This window comes from Amycolatopsis samaneae (assembly GCF_039541975.1).
GTDB classification, from domain to species: Bacteria; Actinomycetota; Actinomycetes; order Mycobacteriales; family Pseudonocardiaceae; genus Amycolatopsis; species Amycolatopsis samaneae.
This window is the reverse complement of sequence record NZ_BAABHG010000005.1, coordinates 382,692-400,295: the sequence shown is the minus strand read 5'-3', so window position 1 is coordinate 400,295 and position 17,604 is coordinate 382,692. Positions and strand designations below refer to the sequence as shown.

15 protein-coding genes are annotated in these 17,604 nt (G+C 72.4%); 8 read left to right on the top strand and 7 right to left on the bottom strand.

From position 1 onward, the window contains the following. Nucleotides 1–64 precede the first annotated feature (64 nt). From ABD987_RS15265 to ABD987_RS15250, 4 genes are read left to right on the top strand one after another with little or no spacing between them, the layout of a single operon-like run. The gene (locus ABD987_RS15265) at nt 65–289 is read left to right on the top strand and encodes an MbtH family protein (RefSeq protein ID WP_345392615.1); all 225 of its coding nucleotides are present in this window, start codon (nt 65–67) and stop codon (nt 287–289) included. Then, the gene (locus ABD987_RS15260) at nt 286–2,061 is read left to right on the top strand and encodes a fatty acyl-AMP ligase (protein ID WP_345392612.1); all 1,776 of its coding nucleotides are present in this window, start codon (nt 286–288) and stop codon (nt 2,059–2,061) included. Before ABD987_RS15265 ends, ABD987_RS15260 begins: the two co-directional genes overlap by 4 nt. Beyond that, nucleotides 2,058–3,803: an acyl-CoA dehydrogenase family protein gene (locus ABD987_RS15255; RefSeq protein WP_345392609.1), complete on the top strand. Its 1,746-nt coding sequence runs from the start codon at nt 2,058–2,060 to the stop codon at nt 3,801–3,803. Before ABD987_RS15260 ends, ABD987_RS15255 begins: the two co-directional genes overlap by 4 nt. Beyond that, nucleotides 3,800–5,473, top strand: coding sequence for an acyl-CoA dehydrogenase family protein (locus ABD987_RS15250; RefSeq protein ID WP_345392606.1), 1,674 nt, complete (start codon nt 3,800–3,802; stop codon nt 5,471–5,473). The genes ABD987_RS15255 and ABD987_RS15250 overlap by 4 nt, the downstream gene beginning before the upstream one ends. 4 nt (nt 5,474–5,477) lie before the next feature. Here the strand turns inward: ABD987_RS15250 and ABD987_RS15245 are convergent, their stop codons facing one another. Then, complete coding sequence (locus tag ABD987_RS15245; RefSeq protein WP_345392603.1) at nt 5,478–7,409, bottom strand: ArnT family glycosyltransferase; 1,932 nt, start codon at nt 7,407–7,409, stop codon at nt 5,478–5,480. 305 nt (nt 7,410–7,714) lie between these two features. Between ABD987_RS15245 and ABD987_RS15240 the strand changes: the two genes are divergently transcribed. The 3 genes from ABD987_RS15240 to ABD987_RS15230 all read left to right on the top strand — a co-directional run bounded on the left by ABD987_RS15240 (nt 7,715) and on the right by ABD987_RS15230 (nt 10,198). Further along, nucleotides 7,715–8,251, top strand: a complete 537-nt coding sequence (locus tag ABD987_RS15240; protein ID WP_345392600.1) for a metal transporter — start codon at nt 7,715–7,717, stop codon at nt 8,249–8,251. Nucleotides 8,252–8,393: 142 nt separating this feature from the next. Further along, nucleotides 8,394–9,530 (top strand): sensor histidine kinase, encoded by a 1,137-nt coding sequence (locus ABD987_RS15235; protein WP_345392597.1) that lies wholly within the window; start codon nt 8,394–8,396, stop codon nt 9,528–9,530. Next, nucleotides 9,527–10,198, top strand: coding sequence for a response regulator (locus ABD987_RS15230; protein ID WP_345392594.1), 672 nt, complete (start codon nt 9,527–9,529; stop codon nt 10,196–10,198). The genes ABD987_RS15235 and ABD987_RS15230 overlap by 4 nt, the downstream gene beginning before the upstream one ends. A 23-nt stretch (nt 10,199–10,221) precedes the next feature. Here ABD987_RS15230 and ABD987_RS15225 read toward each other — a convergent pair whose 3' ends face one another. Beyond that, on the bottom strand, nt 10,222–10,545 hold the full coding sequence (locus ABD987_RS15225) for a hypothetical protein (protein WP_345392591.1): 324 nt from the start codon (nt 10,543–10,545) through the stop codon (nt 10,222–10,224). 101 nt (nt 10,546–10,646) lie between these two features. Here ABD987_RS15225 and ABD987_RS15220 point away from each other — a divergent pair, with 101 nt between their 5' ends. After that, entirely contained in the window at nt 10,647–10,949 is a 303-nt protein-coding gene (locus ABD987_RS15220; protein WP_345392588.1) for a hypothetical protein, read from the top strand. A 58-nt stretch (nt 10,950–11,007) separates the two neighbouring features. On the opposite strand, the gene ABD987_RS15215 is transcribed toward ABD987_RS15220, so the two are convergent. The 5 genes from ABD987_RS15215 to ABD987_RS15195 form a co-directional block, all read right to left on the bottom strand. Continuing rightward, a complete protein-coding gene (locus ABD987_RS15215) occupies nt 11,008–12,210 on the bottom strand; it encodes an FAD-dependent monooxygenase (protein WP_345392585.1) in 1,203 nt (400 codons plus the stop codon). A gap of 112 nt (nt 12,211–12,322) precedes the next feature. Then, a complete protein-coding gene (locus ABD987_RS15210) occupies nt 12,323–13,279 on the bottom strand; it encodes a cyclase family protein (protein ID WP_345392582.1) in 957 nt (318 codons plus the stop codon). Nucleotides 13,280–13,409: 130 nt separating this feature from the next. Beyond that, entirely contained in the window at nt 13,410–16,016 is a 2,607-nt protein-coding gene (locus tag ABD987_RS15205; RefSeq protein WP_345392579.1) for a non-ribosomal peptide synthetase, read from the bottom strand. Nucleotides 16,017–16,043: 27 nt separating this feature from the next. After that, nucleotides 16,044–16,868, bottom strand: coding sequence for an SDR family oxidoreductase (locus tag ABD987_RS15200; protein ID WP_345392576.1), 825 nt, complete (start codon nt 16,866–16,868; stop codon nt 16,044–16,046). A 9-nt stretch (nt 16,869–16,877) separates the two neighbouring features. Next, nucleotides 16,878–17,588, bottom strand: a complete 711-nt coding sequence (locus ABD987_RS15195; protein ID WP_345392574.1) for a thioesterase II family protein — start codon at nt 17,586–17,588, stop codon at nt 16,878–16,880. Nucleotides 17,589–17,604: the final 16 nt, after the last annotated feature.

Sequence of the window (17,604 nt, the reverse complement as noted above, 5' to 3'; positions counted from 1 at the left end):
GACCGTGCGGGCATAGTGAACCGCCTCCGGCCTCCGTTTACTTCGTCGAGAAAGGGGCAATGCCGTGCCAAATCCTTTCGAGGACCCCGACGCCAATTATCTCGTCCTGGTCAATGACGAGGGTCAGCATTCCCTCTGGCCCGTTTTCGCCGACGTTCCCGCCGGGTGGAAAACCGTTTTCGGGGAAGCCGGGCGGCAGGAATGCCTTGACTACATCGAGAAGAACTGGACCGACATGCGGCCGAAAAGCCTCATCGAGGCGATGGAAAAAGCCGCGCCGACGTCATGACCATCGACCTCTCCGGATACCGGAACCTGGGTGAGGCCTTCGCCGCGCGCGCCGCCGAGTTCCCCGACCGCACCGCGTTGACCTGTTACGAAGGCTCCGCCGCGGCCCACCACGAGAGCGTCGGCTACCGGGAGCTGGCGCGGCGGGCCCGTGCGCGCGCGGCGGAACTGGCCGGACGGCTGGCCCCCGGCGAGCGGGTGCTCATCGCCCTGCCGACGAGCCCGGAGTTCGTGGAGATCTACTTCGCCTGCCTGTTCGCCGGGCTGATCGCGGTGCCCTCGCCGCTGCCGGGCCGGTCGTCGAGCGCCGACGAACGGGTCGCCGCGATCGCGGCCGACTGCTCGCCGGGGCTGACCCTCACCACCGAGGCCGCCCTGGCGGAGGTCACCGCGCACCTGCGCGAACACGGCCTGGCGAAGCTGCCCGTCGAAGCCGTGCGCCCGGTGACCGCGGAGCCGGACTCCCCGGCGACGGACGAGCGGCAGATCGGCCGCGACACGGACGCGGTACTCCAGTACAGCTCCGGCTCCACCGGATCACCGAACGGCGTGATCCTCACCCACGGCGCCGTCCTGTCCAACGTCGAGGCACTGTGCGCGAACCTCGGCCTCGGCCCGCGGGACACCTTCGGCGGCTGGCTGCCGCTGCACCACGACATGGGCCTGTTCACCCAGCTCACCGCGGCGATGCTGTGCGGCGCGCCCCTCGTCCTGATGCAGCCGATGACGTTCGTCCGGCGGCCGGTCGAGTGGCTCCGCATGCTGGACCGGTTCAAGGTCACCTACACCGGCGGCCCCAACTTCGCCTACGACCTGTGCACGCGCGTCATCACCGACGAGATGCTCGCAGGTCTCGACCTCTCGGCGGTGCGCTACTGCCTGAACGGCGCCGAGCCGGTCCACGTCCCCACGATCCAGGCGTTCACCGACCGGTTCGCCCGGGTCGGGCTCGATCCCCGCGCCCATTCCCCCGGCTACGGTCTGGCCGAGAGCACGGCGTACGTGGCGTGCGTGCGCGACGACGTCCGGCCCACCGTGCTCACGGTGGACACGCGACGCCTGGAAACGGCGGAACGGCCCGCGCTGTCCCCGGTGCACGGCGGCGGCAGGCAGGTGACCGGGGTGGGCTTGCCGAACGCCTTCGACGCGCGGATCGTCGACCCGCGCACCCACGAACCGTTGCCCGAAGGCCGGGTCGGCGAGATCTGGCTGCGCGGCGACAGCATCGGCCGCGGCTACTGGGGAAAGCCGGAGCTGAGCGCACGCGTTTTCGACGCCGCGCTGACCGGTGCCGAAAACGGGGACGGCGGCGGCTGGCTGCGCACCGGCGATCTGGGCGCCTTCGCCGAGGGCGAGCTGTTCATCACCGGCCGCCTCAAGGAAATGCTGATCGTCCACGGCCGCAACCTGTTCCCCCAGGACGTGGAACACGAGGCCCGTGCCGCGCATCAGGCCCTCGGCGGCCAGCTCGGGGCCGCGTTCGGGGTCGGCGCGCCGGACGAACGCGTCGTGCTGATCCACGAGGTCCGTCCCGACACCCCGAAAACCGAGCTGCCGGCGGTGATCACCGCCGTCATCCGCAGGCTCAACCGGTCGTTCGGCTTCCCGGTGCGCAACGTCGTGCTCGTGCGGCACGGCACCGTGCGCCGGACCACCAGCGGAAAGATCAGGCGCACCGCCATGCGGGACCGGTTCCTCGCCGGCGAAATGGCGGTGCTGCACGCCGAACTGGAGCCGGGCCTGCGCCCGGCGCCGTCCGGAGCGGAGCCGTGACGGCCACCCGCTCCGGCGTCGAAATCGAGACCGCGCTCGACGCCGCGCTGGCCGACGTCCCCGGCGGGATCGGCCGGCGGATCGCCGAGCTGGACGCCGCCGAGGAGTTCCCGGCGCCCTTCACCGATCGGCTGGACACCTTCGGCCTGCCCGCGTACTACGTCCCCACCGGATGGGGCGGCGCCGTCGAGGACCACGAGCTGCTGCTGCGGCTGTGGCGCACGGTGGCCAGGCGCGACCTGAGCACCATCGTCGCGCACGCCAAGACCTACCTCGGCGCCGCCTCCGTCTGGATCGCGGGCGACGCCCGGCAGGCCGCCACCCTCGCGGCCCGGATACTGGCCGGTGCCCAGGTCGCCTGGGCGCTGTCCGAACCGGACCACGGCGCCGATCTGCTCAACGGCGAGGTGACCGCGACCGCGCGGGAGGGCGGCTATCGGCTCGACGGCGTGAAATGGCCCATCAACAACGCCACCCGGGCGCGCTACCTGACCGTCCTGGCCCGCACCGGCAGGGCGGGCACCGGACGCGGCCAGAGCCTTTTCCTCGTCGACAAGGCCGCGCTCACCCCGGGCACCTGGCGCACACTGCCCAAGGAGCCGACACACGGGATCCGCGGCGTCGACATCTCCGGCATCGCGTTCCAGGACGCCGCGCTGCCCGCCACCGCGCTGCTCGGCGCCGAGGGCACCGGAGTCGAGACCGTCCTGCGCGCGTTGCAGCTCACCCGGACGCTGTGCGCGGCCCTGTCCCTCGGTGCGGGCGAGCACGCGCTCCGGCTCGCCGCGGGCTTCGCCGCCGAACGGATCATCCAGCGCCGCCCGTTGCTGGACCGTGCCTACCCGCGCGCGACCCTCGGCCGCTGCGCCGCGCTGCTGGCCGCCGCCGAGGCCACCGCCCTGGTGGGCAGCCGCTCGATCCACGCGCTCACCGGGGAGATGAGCGTAAGCTCCGCCGTGGTCAAGGCCGTCACGCCCGCGTTGACCGACGCGATGCTCGGCGAACTGGCCGAACTGCTCGGTGCGCGTTCCTTCCTCACCGGCGTCTACGCGCATGGCGCGTTCCAGAAGGTCTGGCGGGATCACCAGATCGTCTCGGTCTTCGACGGCAGCACCCCGGTCAACCGCACCGCGCTGATCCAGCAGTTTCCCCGCCTGGCCCGAGAATTCGCCGCCGGAACCGCGGACGCGGACGGACTGGCGACGGCGGTGTCGGTCGGAGACGCACCGGGCCCACTCGACCGAAGTGCCCTCAGGCTCGTCTCCCGGCGGGGATGCTCGCTACCGCAGTCCCTGCCCGCGCTGGCCGGATCGCTCGCCGCCGAGGCGGCGCCGGACGGCCTCGCCGCACACGCGGCCGCACTGGCCGCCACCACAAGACAGGTCCACGACCTGATGGCCAAGGTACGTCCGGCCGCGCGCCCGCCGATGGCCGCCTACGAACTCGCCGCCGCCTACGAACTCTGCTACGCGGGCGCGGCATGCCTGCACACCTGGTCGGCCGGACGGCACCGGCACCACGGCGAACCACTGTGGGAGAACGGCCTGTGGGTACGGGCCGCGCTCCGCGCGCTGCGTTCCCGGCTCGCCGCCACCCTGCGGCTCCCGGTGCCCGGCGCCGAAGCGGGCGACGACCGGATCGACGACGTGGTCGCGGCACGCGTGGCCGAGGCCGCCCGCACCGGCGCCCCGGTCACCCCGTTCGGCACGGCCCTGCTCGACGCCCCGGCGGGCCGCTCATGAGCGCCGCCGAACTCGACGCGCTCTTCGGCGACGCCTGGGACGAGGCGAACCCGGTGGGGCACGCGGCGGTCCTCGCCGCCGACGAACGACAGGAGATGCTCGCCGACGGCGAACGGATCCTGGACGAGTACTGCCTGAACGCCGAGTTCGTCCCCGTCGCCTACGGCGGCCGCTGGGACCGCGCCGACCGGCTCGCCGAGGTGCTGCGCACGGTGTGGCGGCGCGACCCGTGCCTCGGCCTCGGGTACGGCTTCAGCTCCCTCATCGCGTCGGTCAACATCTGGACCGCAGGCGACGAGGACCAGCGCCGTCGCGCGGCGGGCCTGCTGCTGGCGAACCGCCGGATCGCCGCCGCCTTCCACGAACTGGCGCACGGCAACGACTTCGCGCACGCCGAGTGCGCCGCCAGGCCCGACGGCGGGGGCTGGCGGCTCTCCGGTCGCAAGGAGATCGTGACCAACCTGCGACGGGCGGAGGCCATGGTGCTGTTCGCCCGTACCGGCACCGCGGCGGGAAGCCGCGGCCACAGCCAGTTCCTCCTCGTGCGGGACGACCTTCCCGCCGCGCGGCTGCGGGATCTGCCGCGCTTCCCCAGCTCCGGCATGCGAGGCGTCCAGCTGGGCGGAGTGGAGTTCGACGGCTGCCCCGTCCCCGGCGATGCCCTGATCGGCGCGCCCGGCCAGGGCATCGAGGTCGCGCTGCGCTCGTACCAGGTCACCAGGGCGGTGGGCGCCGCGATGTTCGCCGGACCGCTGGAAACCGCGCTGCGGCTGGCGATCCGGTGCTCGCTCGACCGCAGACTCTACGGCGGCGCGGCCGCCGATCTGCCGTACGTGCGCGCGGCCATCGCCCGCGCCTACGCCGATCTGCTGACCATCGACACGTTCTCGGCGGTGGTCCTGCGCGCGCTGCATCTGGCGCCGGAGTCGATGGCCGTCTACGCCCCGGCGGCGAAGTACCTGACCGCGCGGATCCTGCTCGACGCGTTCGCGGACCTGCGCGCGGTACTGGGCGCGCGGTCCTACCTCCGGCAGGGCCCGTACGCGATGTTCCAGAAGCTGGCCAGGGACGTCGCACCGGCCACCTTCGCCCACATCTCGCTCACCGCCGCACTGGTCGCCCTGCTGCCACAACTTCCCCGGCTGGCCAGGAAATCGTGGTTGACCGATCCGGCGGCTTCGCCCGCACTGTTCGACCTCGGCGGTGACCTGCCCGCGCTGTCCCTCCACCGGCTGAGCGCGGGCATGCCCCGGCACGACGGGATCATCGGCGCCCTCGCCGAGATCGCGGGCGGGACGCCACCGCGTGGCTCCGATCCCGTGCGCCGGTTCACCGTGCGCTGCGAGGAAGAGCTTCGGCGGGTGCGGGACGGATGCGCCGCGCTCGGGCCCGCCGATCTCACCATCGACGCGCCGCCGACGGCGTTCGCGCTGGCCGACCGGTACACCACGCTCCTCGCCGCCGCCTCCGCGCTGGCGGTGGGACGGCACGGCGGCGAGGAGGCCGGGGTGCTGGGCACCCTCGACCGGCTCACCGAACGGATGGGCGGCCCGGCGGTGCTCACCCCGGCCGAACGCGAAGAGACCGAGCGGCGGCTGTTTGACCAGGCCGTCGCTCGCTGCCTCGAAGACGCTCCCCTCGGCCTGTTCCCGCTTCGTACACCGAACTGACCGGTCAGTTCCCCGCGGTGCATCGAAAAACGAATAGCCCGGGGTCGCCGCCGTGCTCGGCCGGCGGGACGAGCGGGCACCGCGTCGCCACCCAGACCACGATCCGGTAGAGCTCCGTATCGTTCGTGAGGAGGCCGCCCGCCCCGCCCAGCACCACATGCCGCAGTTCCCCGGTCTCCACCAGCTGCCGTACCCGCGCGAGTGTCGGGTGCGGCACCTGCCCGGAGAACCCGCCCATCGGCAGGAACCGCTGTCCGGTCGGCATGATGAACCGGCCGGCGGTCTGCCAGGACGTCGTGGCCGCCAGGTAGCGCGCGCCCTCCTGGTGCGCCACCAGGTAGTCGTACAGTCTCCGCTGCGCGTCGGTCAGGGTGTCACTCGTGTCGCTGTCCAGATCCACCCCCACCGGACCGCTCGGACCGGCACCGGCCTCGAACGCGCTGCCCGCGTAGTGGTGATCGAACGCCGACAGTCCCCAAGCGCACGGAAGCGCCAGCACCGCGGCGAGACCGACGACGGCCGCGGGCACGAGCGCCCTCCGCCGCAGAGCCCCGGCGATCAGCACGACCGCCGCCACCGTCCCGCCGCCCACGGAAATCCAGGCCAGCCAGGGCAGAAAACCCGCGTACCGCGAGGCGAGGTAGCCCGTCCAGGCCAGCTGCGCGACGAGCACCGAGGGCAGCAGCCAGACCGCCCGGCGTTCGCGGAACAGCCGCACGCCCAGCACGGCACCCGCCGCGGCCAGCGCGGCCAGTGGGGGCGCGAGCGCGGCGAGGTACGCGCTGTGCATGACGGTCATCCGGCTGAGCACCACGGCGAACGTGACCAGCCACAGCCCCCACAGCACGAATCCGCCCCACTCCGAGCCGGAGCGCCGGGCGCGGCGGTACTGGACGAGACCGGCCACCAGCCCCGCCAGCGCGAGCGGGTACAGCCAGCCGACCTGGGTCGCGTAGCGCTCGCCGAACAGCTTATGCCAAGCCCGGGGCGGCTCCTCGGCCCTGGGTGCCGGAGCGGCGTCCGGTGGTGCCACCTCCGGCGCAGGCTCCGGAACAGGCTGCCCCGGCTCCCCGGGTGGTTCCGGGATCCCCGGCTGCGGAACGACCAGCCGTTCGAGTTCGGGAGGCAGCTTCAGGTCGGCCGACCGCGAGGGATCCGTGAAGTCGGTGCGGGCCGCGCCCGGCACATGGAGGCCGAACCGATCCAAACCGTTGTAGCCGAAGACCATCGAGAACGCGTTGTCGTTGGTGGTCGCGTCCACAGAGGGCCGGTCCCGGGCGGGAGTCACCGTGTACAGCAGCACCCAGCTCAGCGAGACCGCGGCCAGCACGGCACCGGCGATCGCGAGCTGCCCGGCGCGCCGCCACCACGTACCGGGCGCGACGAGCAAATAGGTCACCACGAACGCGGGCACCACCATCCACGCCTCGAGCATCTTGGCCTGGAAACCGATGCCCACCCAGATCGCGGCGAGCACCAGCCAGCGGGTCCGGGCCCGCGTCATCGCGATCACGAACGCGTCGGCGGCGAGCAGCAGGCACAACGTCAGCGCCCCGTCCTCCATGGCGTGGCCGAACATCGAGGCGACGATCGGCGTGAACGCGAACAGGCCCGCCGCCAGCAGTCCCGCGGCGGCGCCGAGCCAACGCCGGACCAGCCGGTAGAGCACGAGAACCGAGAGCACGCCCCAGACGACCTGCGGCAGGGTCAGCGACCACTCGTGAAATCCGAAGATCCGCGCGGACAACGCCTGCGGCAGAAAGGCACCGGCCAGTTTGTCGAGCGTGATCGAAGCACCCGGATCGAAGGCGCCGTAGAAGAACGCCTTCCAGCTCACCGACATGCTCTTCACGGCCACCGCGTAGTAGTGCGCGTACCCGCTCCGCCCGATGTTCCACGAATACAACGCCCCCGCGAGAAGGACGACGCCGAGCAAAGCGGGACGCGCCCAGCGTGGCTGATCCGCCGGCGAACGCCAGAACCGCGATCGTCCCCGGCCGCGTCCGGGCGCACCGGCGAACCCCGCTTCCGTCGTTCCGGTCCGTGTCAGCGGTGAAGCGGTCTCTTCGGCCACGGCGCGCCCCCACACGTAGATGAAGATTTTTCTGCGGTGAGAAGCACTTTAGGTGCCGAGGACCGGACCAAGGCAGTGTCAATATTGGCCCAAAGCACGGCTTTTCCCGTGCCCTCCTGTACTTTTGGCTGGTTCGCCACGCGCCCGCGCTTCCTATTCTTGGCCGCATGACTTCAGCGGAACGACCAGCGAGCATGATGGTCAACGTCGGCCTCGGCATCGTGTTCGCCGCGGGGATCGTCTTCACGGCGTACATGCTCATGAACAGCTGGGGCGGCGCGTCCTGGGTGTTCAGCTCGGCCGTCTCGGTGGTGGTCTGCGTGCTCGCGCTGCTGCGCGAACGGCAGCCTGCCCTGTTCGCGGGCGCCGGCGTGGCCGTCACGGCGATCGCCGTCCTGGTGTCGCTGGTCGCCGGTCACGCACTGCCGCAGGAGCCCGCGCCCATCACCGCGCTGGCCATGGCGGTGCTCATCGGCTCCGCCCTCCGGACGCTGCCGATCCGGCCGGCCGTCACCATCGCCCTCGGCGGCGTCGTGGTCGTCATCGGCGCCTGGATCGACGGGCAGGCCGCGGTGACCTACCTGGCCACGGCGGGGCTGGCCGCCGCCCTCGTGCTGGGGCCGCTGCTGCGTACCCGCGACCACGACCCGCGGGCCGCCGGCACCGCCCCGCGGTCGTCCTGGTCCGGTTCACCCCAGCGGTAACGTGCGCGAAGACCCTCACTCCGCCGCGTCCGCCGCTCGGCCCGTCGCCCCGGACAACACCCCCAGGTCCGGCCGCTTCGGGTTGCCGGAGTCGCCGCCGCACGGCCCAGCCGCGCGGCGGCGATTCGGTAATCTGACCGACGTGCCCATTCCGGACCGCTGGGTCAAGGCCGCCTCCGACGCCGGGCTCGGCGCCCTGTTCCTCGCCGCGATCGCGATCCAGGTCTTCGCCCTCGCGTGGAGCTGGGGCGGCGCGTCCTGGGTCCCGGGCGCCCTCGCCGCCGTCGTGGTGTGCGGCCTCGCGCTGGCGCGACGGCGCGAGCGCACCTGGACCGCGGTCGCCGGGCTCGCCGTCGCCGCGCTCACGGTCCTGATCGGACTGCTCCCCGCCAGCCACCTTCCCGCCGAACCAGGACCCGCCATGGCACTGGGCCTCGCGGTGCTCGTCGGGTCGGCGGTCCGGACGCTCGCGCCGGTACGGGCCGGTGCCATCGCGAGCGCCGGGCTGCTGGTGATCGCCGCCCAGCTCACCGCGGGCCCGGGATCGGCCGTGCCCGCCATCGCCGCCGCGGCCTGGCTGGCGGGGCTCACCGCGGGACTGGCGCTGCGGCTGCACGACGGCAGGACGCGGGCGGCCGCCGACCGGGTCCGCCGGGCCGAACGGCTGGAACTGGCCAGGGAACTGCACGACATCGTGGCCCACCACCTCACCGGGATGCTGATCCAGTCACAGGCCGCCCAGGTCGTCGCGCGGCGGAACCCGGAAAAGGTGTCGGAGTCGCTCAGCGAGATCGAGGCCGCCGGCTCCGACGCCATGGTCGCGATGCGCCGCGTCGTCGAGTTGTTGCGCGACACCGACGACACGGCCCCCGCGGCACCGGAACCGGAGGGGCTGCGGGCGCTGGTCCAGCGGTTCGGCAAGCAGTGCGAGAACGTCCGGCTCAGCATTCCCGACGACGAGTCGGACTGGCCGCCCGAGGTGACCAGCACCGTGTACCGGATCGTCCAGGAGGCGCTGACGAACGTGCTGCGGCACGCGCCGCACGCCCGTTCGGTCGAGGTGACCGTCGGCCGCGACACCGAGGGCGTCACCGTCGAGGTCGTCGACGACGCCCCGCCGAGCACGACCCGGCCCCACCATCGCGGGGGATACGGTTTGATCGGGATGCGCGAACGTGTCGAGACGCTCGGCGGGTCGCTGTCCGCGGGCCCGCTGCCCGCCGGGACCGGCTGGTCCGTGCGCACGACACTGCCCATTCCCACCAGGGGGCCCCGATGACCATCAAGATCCTGCTCGCCGACGACCAGGCGATGATCCGCGCGGGGCTGCGGCTGATCCTGGAGGACCAGCCCGACATCGAGGTCATCGGGGAGGCCGCCGACGGCGCGGAGGCGATCGCCATGGCCCGGCGGCTGCGACCGGACGTGTGCCTGGTGGACATCAGGATGCCCAAGCTCGACGGCATCCAGGTCGCCCGCGCGCTGGCCGGGCCCGGGGTGGCCGACCCGATGCGGATCGTCGTGGTCACCACATTCGATCTCGACGAGTACGTCTACGGGGCGCTGCGCGGCGGCGCGGTCGGCTTCGTCCTCAAGGACGCCGGGCCCACCCTGCTCATCGAGGCGGTGCGGGCCGCCCACAACGGCGAGGCGCTGGTCTCGCCGTCGGTCACCCTCCGCCTGCTGAAACACCTGAACGGCACCGGCAGCAGCGAGGTGTCGCACGCCGATCCGGCGCGGACGGCCTCGTTGTCCGGGCGCGAAATGGAGGTCGTGCGGACCGTCGCACGGGGCCTGTCCAACCGGGAGATCGCCGCCGAGCTGTTCATCTCCCTCAGCACGGTCAAGAGCCACGTCGCCGGGATCCAGACGAAACTCGGCGTGCGCAACCGGGTCGAGATCGCCGCGTGGGCCTGGGAAAACCGGGTTGTCCAAAGCACCACGTGACCAGGCGCCTCAGCGATCGGACGTCATGAGCGCTGGTAGCTTTGCAAGTTGGCTATGCCGCCCTTGGCTTCACCGGGTGCCAGGTGCATCCGGTATTTTCCTCCGCAGTTCTTGTCCCAGTACACGTACTGGCCCAGGTCGGAATGGTTCGACGCGTAGGTAACCCAACCGCCGATATCGATGTTGATGCACTCCGACCCTTGGGCCGCAGGCCGGTTGGCACACACCGCCCCCGTATTACAGAACCTCAGGTATCCGGACCGAACAGCCGCCGAACTCTCCCCCGTGGCGGCCGCCGCTGAGGGCACCGCGGGCGAAAAGCTCAGCACCGCCGCCAGCGCTGTCATCGTTATCACGGACCTGCGCGCGATTCGAATCATTACCGCGTCCCCTTTCGCTTTTCGACCGTTCCAGTATCGCGGCGGACGACGCTGGAAACCACCCTTTTATGCTCTCGCGCAAAGCCTTGACAAACGCCACCAGTGGCGACCGACAGAAAGTGTTCGAACCGGAAAAAGCCTTCGCGCGGATTTCGCGTGAAGTGCGGACGGGCGGAGGGATCAACGGCTTCGACCGAGCGCCCGGCCACGAGGGCGAACACCGGGTGCTGGATCGGCGGGAGCTGGTCCAGGCCCTCGTGACCGGAGCCTTCGGCACCAACCTGTGGGACCGGTCCGAGGTGGACGTCTCACCGATCCACGAGTACCGGCGTGCGGTCGGTCTTCCCCGCGGCCAGCACCCCGCCGGCTGACTCATGGCGCCTGTCGTGCCTTTGCCGAGCGCGACCCGGTGGCCGATCGCCGGGAGGCCTACGGCTTGGCGGCGGGGGCCCCGGAGTCCGGCACCCCCGCGTAGTCAGGCAGCTCGACGCCGTTGATCGCGCGCCCGACCAGCTCGGCGAACCATTCGCCGGTGAAATCGGGGCTCGGCTCGGCGTCCGGCCCGGGGATCTCCCGGCTGCGGGCGTTCAACCGGCCGATCTCCTGGTTGGCCTCGACGAACGAGCGCATCCGCGCCTCGTAGCGGGCGAACCCGGTGTCGGGGTCCCACCCGGCGGCGGCCAGTTCACCGGCCAGGAAATAGGCACCGACCAGTGCCAGCCCGGTGCCCTGCCCGGACATCGGCGAGGAGCTGAACGCCGCGTCTCCCAGCAGTCCGACCCGTCCACGCGACCAGCGGTCCAGCACCACCTGGGCGACCTGGTCGAGGTAGAAGTCCGGGGTGTCGTCCAAATGCGCGAGGATGTCCGGGGTCAACCAGCCCAGGCCGGCCATCCGCGCACGCAGCAGTGCCTTCTGGGCCGCGACGTCACGGTAGTCGACGTCGAACTCGGCCGAGGCGAAGTAGAACATCGCCATCGCCCGGGTAGCGTCCTGGATCGGTCGCAGGAGAGCGGAGCGCCCGGGCTCCTGGTGTTCGAGCAGCCAGCGGTCCAACCCGAACTCGTTGGGCACGCTGTAGAAGGCCAGCACGTGCCCAAGGTGGCGGAGGTACCGCTCGTGCGGCCCGAAGACCATCGCCCGCAGTGCCGAGTGCAGCCCGTCCGCCCCGACCACCAGGTCGAAGCGCCGCCGGTCGCCGCCCGCGAAGACCACGTCGACCCCGTCCGCGTCCTGGGTGAGCTCGGCGATCCGGTCGCCGAAGACGTACTCGACGCCGTCACGGGTGTCCTCGTAGAGCACCTGGGACAGGTCCCCGCGCAGGATCTCGATGTCCGCGATGAACCCGTCGCCACCTTCGTCGTCGGCACGGAAGGTCTCCAGCACCTGCCCGTCCGCGTCCACGAGGTGCGCGCCGGCGGTGTCGGTACACGCCGCGCGCACCGCCGCGTCCAGCCCCATGCGGACGATGACCTCCTTGGCCACGCCGCGCGCGTCCACCGCCTGGCCGCCGGGACGCAACCCGGGCGCCCGCTCCACCACGGTCACCTCGGCTCCCCGCCGGCGCAACCAGTGGGCCAGCGCGGGCCCCGCGATGCTCGCCCCCGCCACCAAAACCCTGGTACCGCTCACCGCGTCCCCCGCTCGCCCGCCCGGATCAGGGTCCGGATCGTACAACGTGGTCCGCGGCCCCGACCGGCGATACGGTGAAAGGGGCCGACATCCTCGGGTGGGAGCCCCTCAGTCAGAAGGTGGCGATCGGGTTGACCGGGCTGCCGGACGTACCGGCGAAGCGGACCGGCGCGACCGCGAGGTGGAAGTCCCACTGGCCGAGCTCGGTAGCCGTGCTCAGGCACTCCTCCAGGTCGCAGTTGTCGAGCATCCACAGACCCATCGCGACCAGGCTGACGGCGTGCACTGGCATCAGCACGTCTTCGTACCCCGACGGCTGAACGTCCTGCGGGGTATCGGCGCCGATCAGCGCGACCTCGCGTTCACGCAGCCACGGCAGGCAGGACACGTGCCAGCCGGCCTGCGTGATGCCGCCGGCCTCGCCGCCCCCGTGCCGGACGCGGCCGGCGCCGGTCCGGATGAGCACCGCGTCGCCGGATCCCACCCGCACACCCTGGCGACGCTCGGCCGCCTCGAGATCTTCGGGGAACACGCCCTCGCCCGGCTCCAACCACGGCACGTCACGGACCCCCGCGATGTCCAGGAGGACACCCCGCGTGACGATCCCGTTCGCCGCCGCCGTGACAGCCGCCCAGTCCGACCCCGTTTCGGTGTCGACCAACGAGTGTGACCGCCCGTTGTACGTCTGGCCGTCCCAGAAGATGTGGCATGGCGAGTCGACGTGGGTGATGGTGTTGCCGTGGAACATGATGCCGAGCCGCTCGTGGGAAAAGCCCCAGCGCCGGTCGTTGTGGAACCCGGGCACCGGCATGTCCTCGGCGCCCGGCATGTCGGCGGCGCAGGGACACGTCGTCGTCGACCGCTCCATCTCCGGTACGGCGACCTCCCAGGCACACGACACACTCCGGCCGTGGCGCACGGCCCGCGCCGCCGCCAGCCGGACGTCGTCGGTGATGTGGTTCAGCGTGCCAAGCTCATCGTCGTCGCCCCACCGTCCCCAGTTCGACAGCGTCTCGAAGTATCCGAGCACGTCGTCCTGTGTGGGCAGCTGTCGCCCTACCGTTGTCATTCCAGCATCGCCTCCTCCGGTCACGTGGTTCGCAGCACCGCAGGCAAAGTATTCCGCCCTCTCCGGCAGGGCGCCTAACCCCACCGCACTTGAGAACAAAGATCAGGACAGCAGCGCATTCGAGAACAAGTCAGGACCGCAGCGCGGCGGCCAGCGCGCGCACCGTGGGGTTGAGGTAGAGCGCGCGCGGGTGCAGCGACGGCAGCCCGCGCTCGCGCATGGCCGCCCCGATCCGCATGGCCAGCAGCGAATTCCCGCCCAGCTCCCAAAAGCTGTCGGACGCGCTGACGGCGAAGCCGAGCACCTGCCGCCACACCGCCAGCAGCTCACCGGTGAGGTCGTCGTCCCCGACCGGGCTTTCGTCGTCCGCCTCCGGGGCCGGGTCCGGCGCCACGACGGGCGCGGCGGGCTCGGGGAGCGCGGCGGGCTCGGGGAGCGCGGCGAGGTCCACTTTTCCGTTGGCAGTCATCGGAAGCGCGGGCAGCGCGGTGATGGTCGAGGGGACCATGTGGCCGGGCAGGACGCGGCCGATCCGCTCCCGCACCGCCGCCGTGGTCCCGGAAGCGAGCACCACGTACGCGTCGAGCCGGTCGGTGGCCGCGTCCGCCGCGTCGGCCCGGCGCAGCGTGACCGCCGCCGCGACCACGCCCGCGCACTCCGCCAGCACCGACCGGATCTCGTCCAGTTCGATGCGGAACCCGCGCAGCTTGACCTGGTTGTCGAGCCTGCCGAGGTGCTCCAGCACGCCGTCCGGCCGCAGCCGTCCCCGATCGCCGGTGCGGTACATCCGCCCGTCGCCGAAGGGATCGGGCGGGAACCGTTCGGCGGTCAGCCCGGGACGCCGCAGGTAGCCGAGCGCGACCCCGGCGCCGGCGACGTGGATCTCGCCCGCCACCCCTGGCGGCGCAAGCCGCCCACGCTCGTCCAGCACGTAGACCCGCCAGCCGGGGATCGGCCTGCCGACGGACCGCGACCCGGTGAGCGCGTGCCACCGCGTGACGGTCTCGGCGGTGACGTGCACGGTGGTCTCGGTGATGCCGAACATGTTCACCAGGCGGCAGCGGGTCTCGGGATACCGGTCCAGCCACGGCAGCAGGCTCCTGGTGTCCAGCGGCTCACCCCCGAAGACCACCAGCCGTACCGGCAGCCGCCCGGGGCGCGTGCGATCCACCTGCGCGAGCGGGGCGAACGCCGACGGGGTCTGGCTCAGCACCGTGACGCCCCGGTCGGCCAGCAGTTCGTGTACCTGCTCCGGCGACCGCGACACCCAGTACGGGACGACCACCAGGTGGCCACCGGTGAGCAGACAGCCCCAGATCTCCCAGACCGAGAAGTCGAACGCGACGGAGTGGAAGAACGTCCACACGTCGGCGGCGCCGAGCGCGAAGTCGTCCCGGGTGGCATCCACCAGCGCGACGACGTTGGCGTGCGGGACGAGCACGCCCTTGGGCCTGCCGGTGGAACCCGAGGTGTAGATGACGTACGCCGCGTCATCCGGGCCGCTGCCACCGGCGGCGGGCGAGCCGTCGACGCGCAGGTCCGCGACGGCCCCCGGCGACAGCACCCGGAGCCCCGGGGAGACGGGGAACGCGGGGTGCGTGGTGATCACGACCGCGAGGCGAGCGTCTTCGACCGTGTAGGCGAGGCGCTCGGCCGGGTAGGCCGGATCGAGCGGCACGTAGGCGGCCCCCGCCTTGAGCACCGCGAGCAGGACCGCGACCAGCTCCGCCGACCGGTCGAGGCAGACACCGACCAGGTCTCCCCCGCCCACCCCGGCGGCGCGCAGCCCCTCGGCGAGCCGGTCGGACCACCGGTCGAGCTCGCGATAGCTGACCTGACCGTCCTCATCGGACAGTGCGATCGCGTCGGGTCGTTCGGCGGCGCGTTCGGCGAAAACCTCCGGGATACGGCGCGGCGTGCCGCGCGCGGCACGCGACGGGCGCCCGAGTGCCAGCACGTGTTCCCGCTCCGCCGCGTCGAAGATGTCGGTCCCCGCCGTCCGGTGCGCTTCGGCCAGCTGCCGGACGAACCGGGCGGCGATCGGCGGGCTCACGCTGCCGGGCCGGTAGTGGCACCGCAGCTCGGGCGCGCCGTCCGTGGCACGGCCGACCGTGACGGTCAGCGGGAACGGGGGCGCCAGGCACGACACGTACTCGCCCTCGCCGTCGAGGGCGAACAGTATCCCCGCGCCGGGCCGTCGCTCCTCCGGTTCGTAGCGGGCGAGGACGGTGGCGAGCGCCGCCCGCCACCGTTCGGGATCGCGGTCGGTGCCGGACGGCAGGGCGACCCGGAACCCGGCCGGCTCGTCGCCGAGCCCCCGGTCTCCCAGTCCCCACACCGGTACGTGATCGGCGCCGGGCGGACGCGCCAGCACCCGCGCGGGTCCCGGGCCGCCCTCGATCGTCGCGTCGGCGAGCCGGCGCAACGCCGGGCCGTCGAACGCCCCGCGGTGCGCGACGACCACCAGATCGGCCCGGCCGTCGGCGTACTCGATCAGGGCGGCCCGCGCGCCGCGCCGGGCGTCGACGGGCCTGGCCAGTTCGCGGGCGCGGCGCCGTTCGCCGCCGGGGTCCTCGGCCGTGAACGGGACCCGCTCGGCCCAGAGCGCCCCGGGCCCGGCGAGGCGCGCGAAGCGCTCGGCGATCAGGTCGGCGTCGACCGGGCCGTCGAGCCGGAGACACACTGCGTGGCAGTGCCGGGCGTTCCTGGACCACTGCGAAGGCGTGACCACATCCATCTCCCCTGCGGTTCGGCGGTGGCCCGGTCAGCGGGCGGTGAACCCGCCGTCAACGGTGACGACCGATCCCGTGACCTGCCGGGATCCGTCCGAGGCGAGCCAGACGGCGGCTTCGGCGACGTCGTCGGGCTCGACCAGTGCGTTCATCGGCTGCGACTGGACGAACGCGGCCTCGTGCTCACCGAGCGGCACCCGCAGCGACCGGGCGATCTCCGCCAGCATCCGGCCCTCCACCTCGGGGTCGTCCCGGACCGACCCCGGGCACAGCGCGTTGACCCGGACCTTCACCGGGGCGAAGTCGAGCGCCGCGGCCTTGGTGAGCCCGATGACGCCGTGCTTGGCCGCGACGTATCCCGCGAAACGGCGATATCCGACCAGCCCCGCCGTCGAAGCGACGTTGATGATGCTGCCGCTCCGCTGGGCGGTCATGATCTTGCCGACCGCCGCCGTCGCCCGCCAGGCACCGGAGAGGTCCACATCGATCATGAGCTGCCACTCGTCCTCGGTGATCTCGTCGGTGGGCGTGCCCGACGGCGTGGCGATCCCGGCGTTGTTGACCAGCACGTCGATCCGCCCGCTCCAGCCGTGGGCGTCCTCGGCGACCTGCCGCAGCGCGGCGAGATCACGGACGTCCGCGTGCCGGGTCAGCACCGCGGCGCCCCGCGCCCGGCACAGATCGGCGGTGTGCGCGAGCTGGCTCGCGGTGCCGAGCGGGTAGGACACCCCCGGCAGGTCCGCGCAGACGTCGAGGAGCACGAGATCGGCGCCCTCGCGGGCGAAGGCCACCGCGCAGGCCCGGCCGAGGCCGCGGGCGGCCCCGGTGACGATCGCGGTCTTGCCGTCGAGCCGCATGGCCCCTCCTCAGCGCTCTCGATGGGCGAGTTCGTCGTTCACCAGGCGCAGCAGGGCGCCCGGGTCCTCGGCGATGTACATGTGCCCGCCCTCGATCTCCTCCTGGGCGAACTCGGCGCTGGTCGCCCGCAGCCACTCGGCGGTCTGCTCCGCCGTCACCAGGTCGTCCTCGGTCCCGCGCACGGCGGTGATCGGCCGCGGCAACGGCCGGTCCGTCACCGGCACGTAGTTCTCGTGCATCTCGACGTCCGCGCGCAGGGTCGGCAGGATCAGCTCCCGCATGTCCGGCTCGGCGAGCGCCTCGTGGTCGTACTTGGCGAACTCCTTGACCCGCAACAGGAACTCCTCGTCGGGGAGGCCGGTCGCGCGCCGGGTCCGCCGGGTCCACGGGCCGGGCGAGCCGCTCACGAACAACCGCACCACCTCGGCGTCGCTCCGCGCGACCAGCAGGTGGGCGAGCTCGTAGGCCAGCACCGCGCCGAGGCTGTGGCCGAAGACCGCGATCCGTTCCCCCGGCGCGAGTTCGCCGGTGACGGCGGGCAGCAACCCGGCCGCGGCCTCCGCGACGTCCCGGTACGGGTCCTCGGAAAGCCGCCATTCCCGTCCGGGCAGCTGCAGCGCGAGGATCCGTGGATCCCCGTCCGTCAGCGCCGCCCAGGAGTGGAAGAACGAGGCGCCCGCCCCCGCGAAGGGGACACACACCAGGGATGTCCGTCGCATGTCCGCTCTCTCCGTT

Excerpts from the sequence above, each read along its gene's own strand:
- ABD987_RS15230 (WP_345392594.1), top strand. The coding sequence starts at position 9,527 with ATGACCATCAAGATCCTGCTCGCCGACGACCAGGCGATGATCCGCGCG.
- ABD987_RS15195 (WP_345392574.1), bottom strand. The coding sequence starts at position 17,588 with ATGCGACGGACATCCCTGGTGTGTGTCCCCTTCGCGGGGGCGGGCGCC.
- ABD987_RS15210 (WP_345392582.1), bottom strand. The coding sequence starts at position 13,279 with ATGACAACGGTAGGGCGACAGCTGCCCACACAGGACGACGTGCTCGGA.
- ABD987_RS15205 (WP_345392579.1), bottom strand. The coding sequence starts at position 16,016 with ATGGATGTGGTCACGCCTTCGCAGTGGTCCAGGAACGCCCGGCACTGC.
- ABD987_RS15220 (WP_345392588.1), top strand. The coding sequence starts at position 10,647 with ATGCTCTCGCGCAAAGCCTTGACAAACGCCACCAGTGGCGACCGACAG.
- ABD987_RS15225 (WP_345392591.1), bottom strand. The coding sequence starts at position 10,545 with ATGACAGCGCTGGCGGCGGTGCTGAGCTTTTCGCCCGCGGTGCCCTCA.
- ABD987_RS15260 (WP_345392612.1), top strand. The coding sequence starts at position 286 with ATGACCATCGACCTCTCCGGATACCGGAACCTGGGTGAGGCCTTCGCC.
- ABD987_RS15240 (WP_345392600.1), top strand. The coding sequence starts at position 7,715 with ATGACTTCAGCGGAACGACCAGCGAGCATGATGGTCAACGTCGGCCTC.
- ABD987_RS15200 (WP_345392576.1), bottom strand. The coding sequence starts at position 16,868 with ATGCGGCTCGACGGCAAGACCGCGATCGTCACCGGGGCCGCCCGCGGC.
- ABD987_RS15250 (WP_345392606.1), top strand. The coding sequence starts at position 3,800 with ATGAGCGCCGCCGAACTCGACGCGCTCTTCGGCGACGCCTGGGACGAG.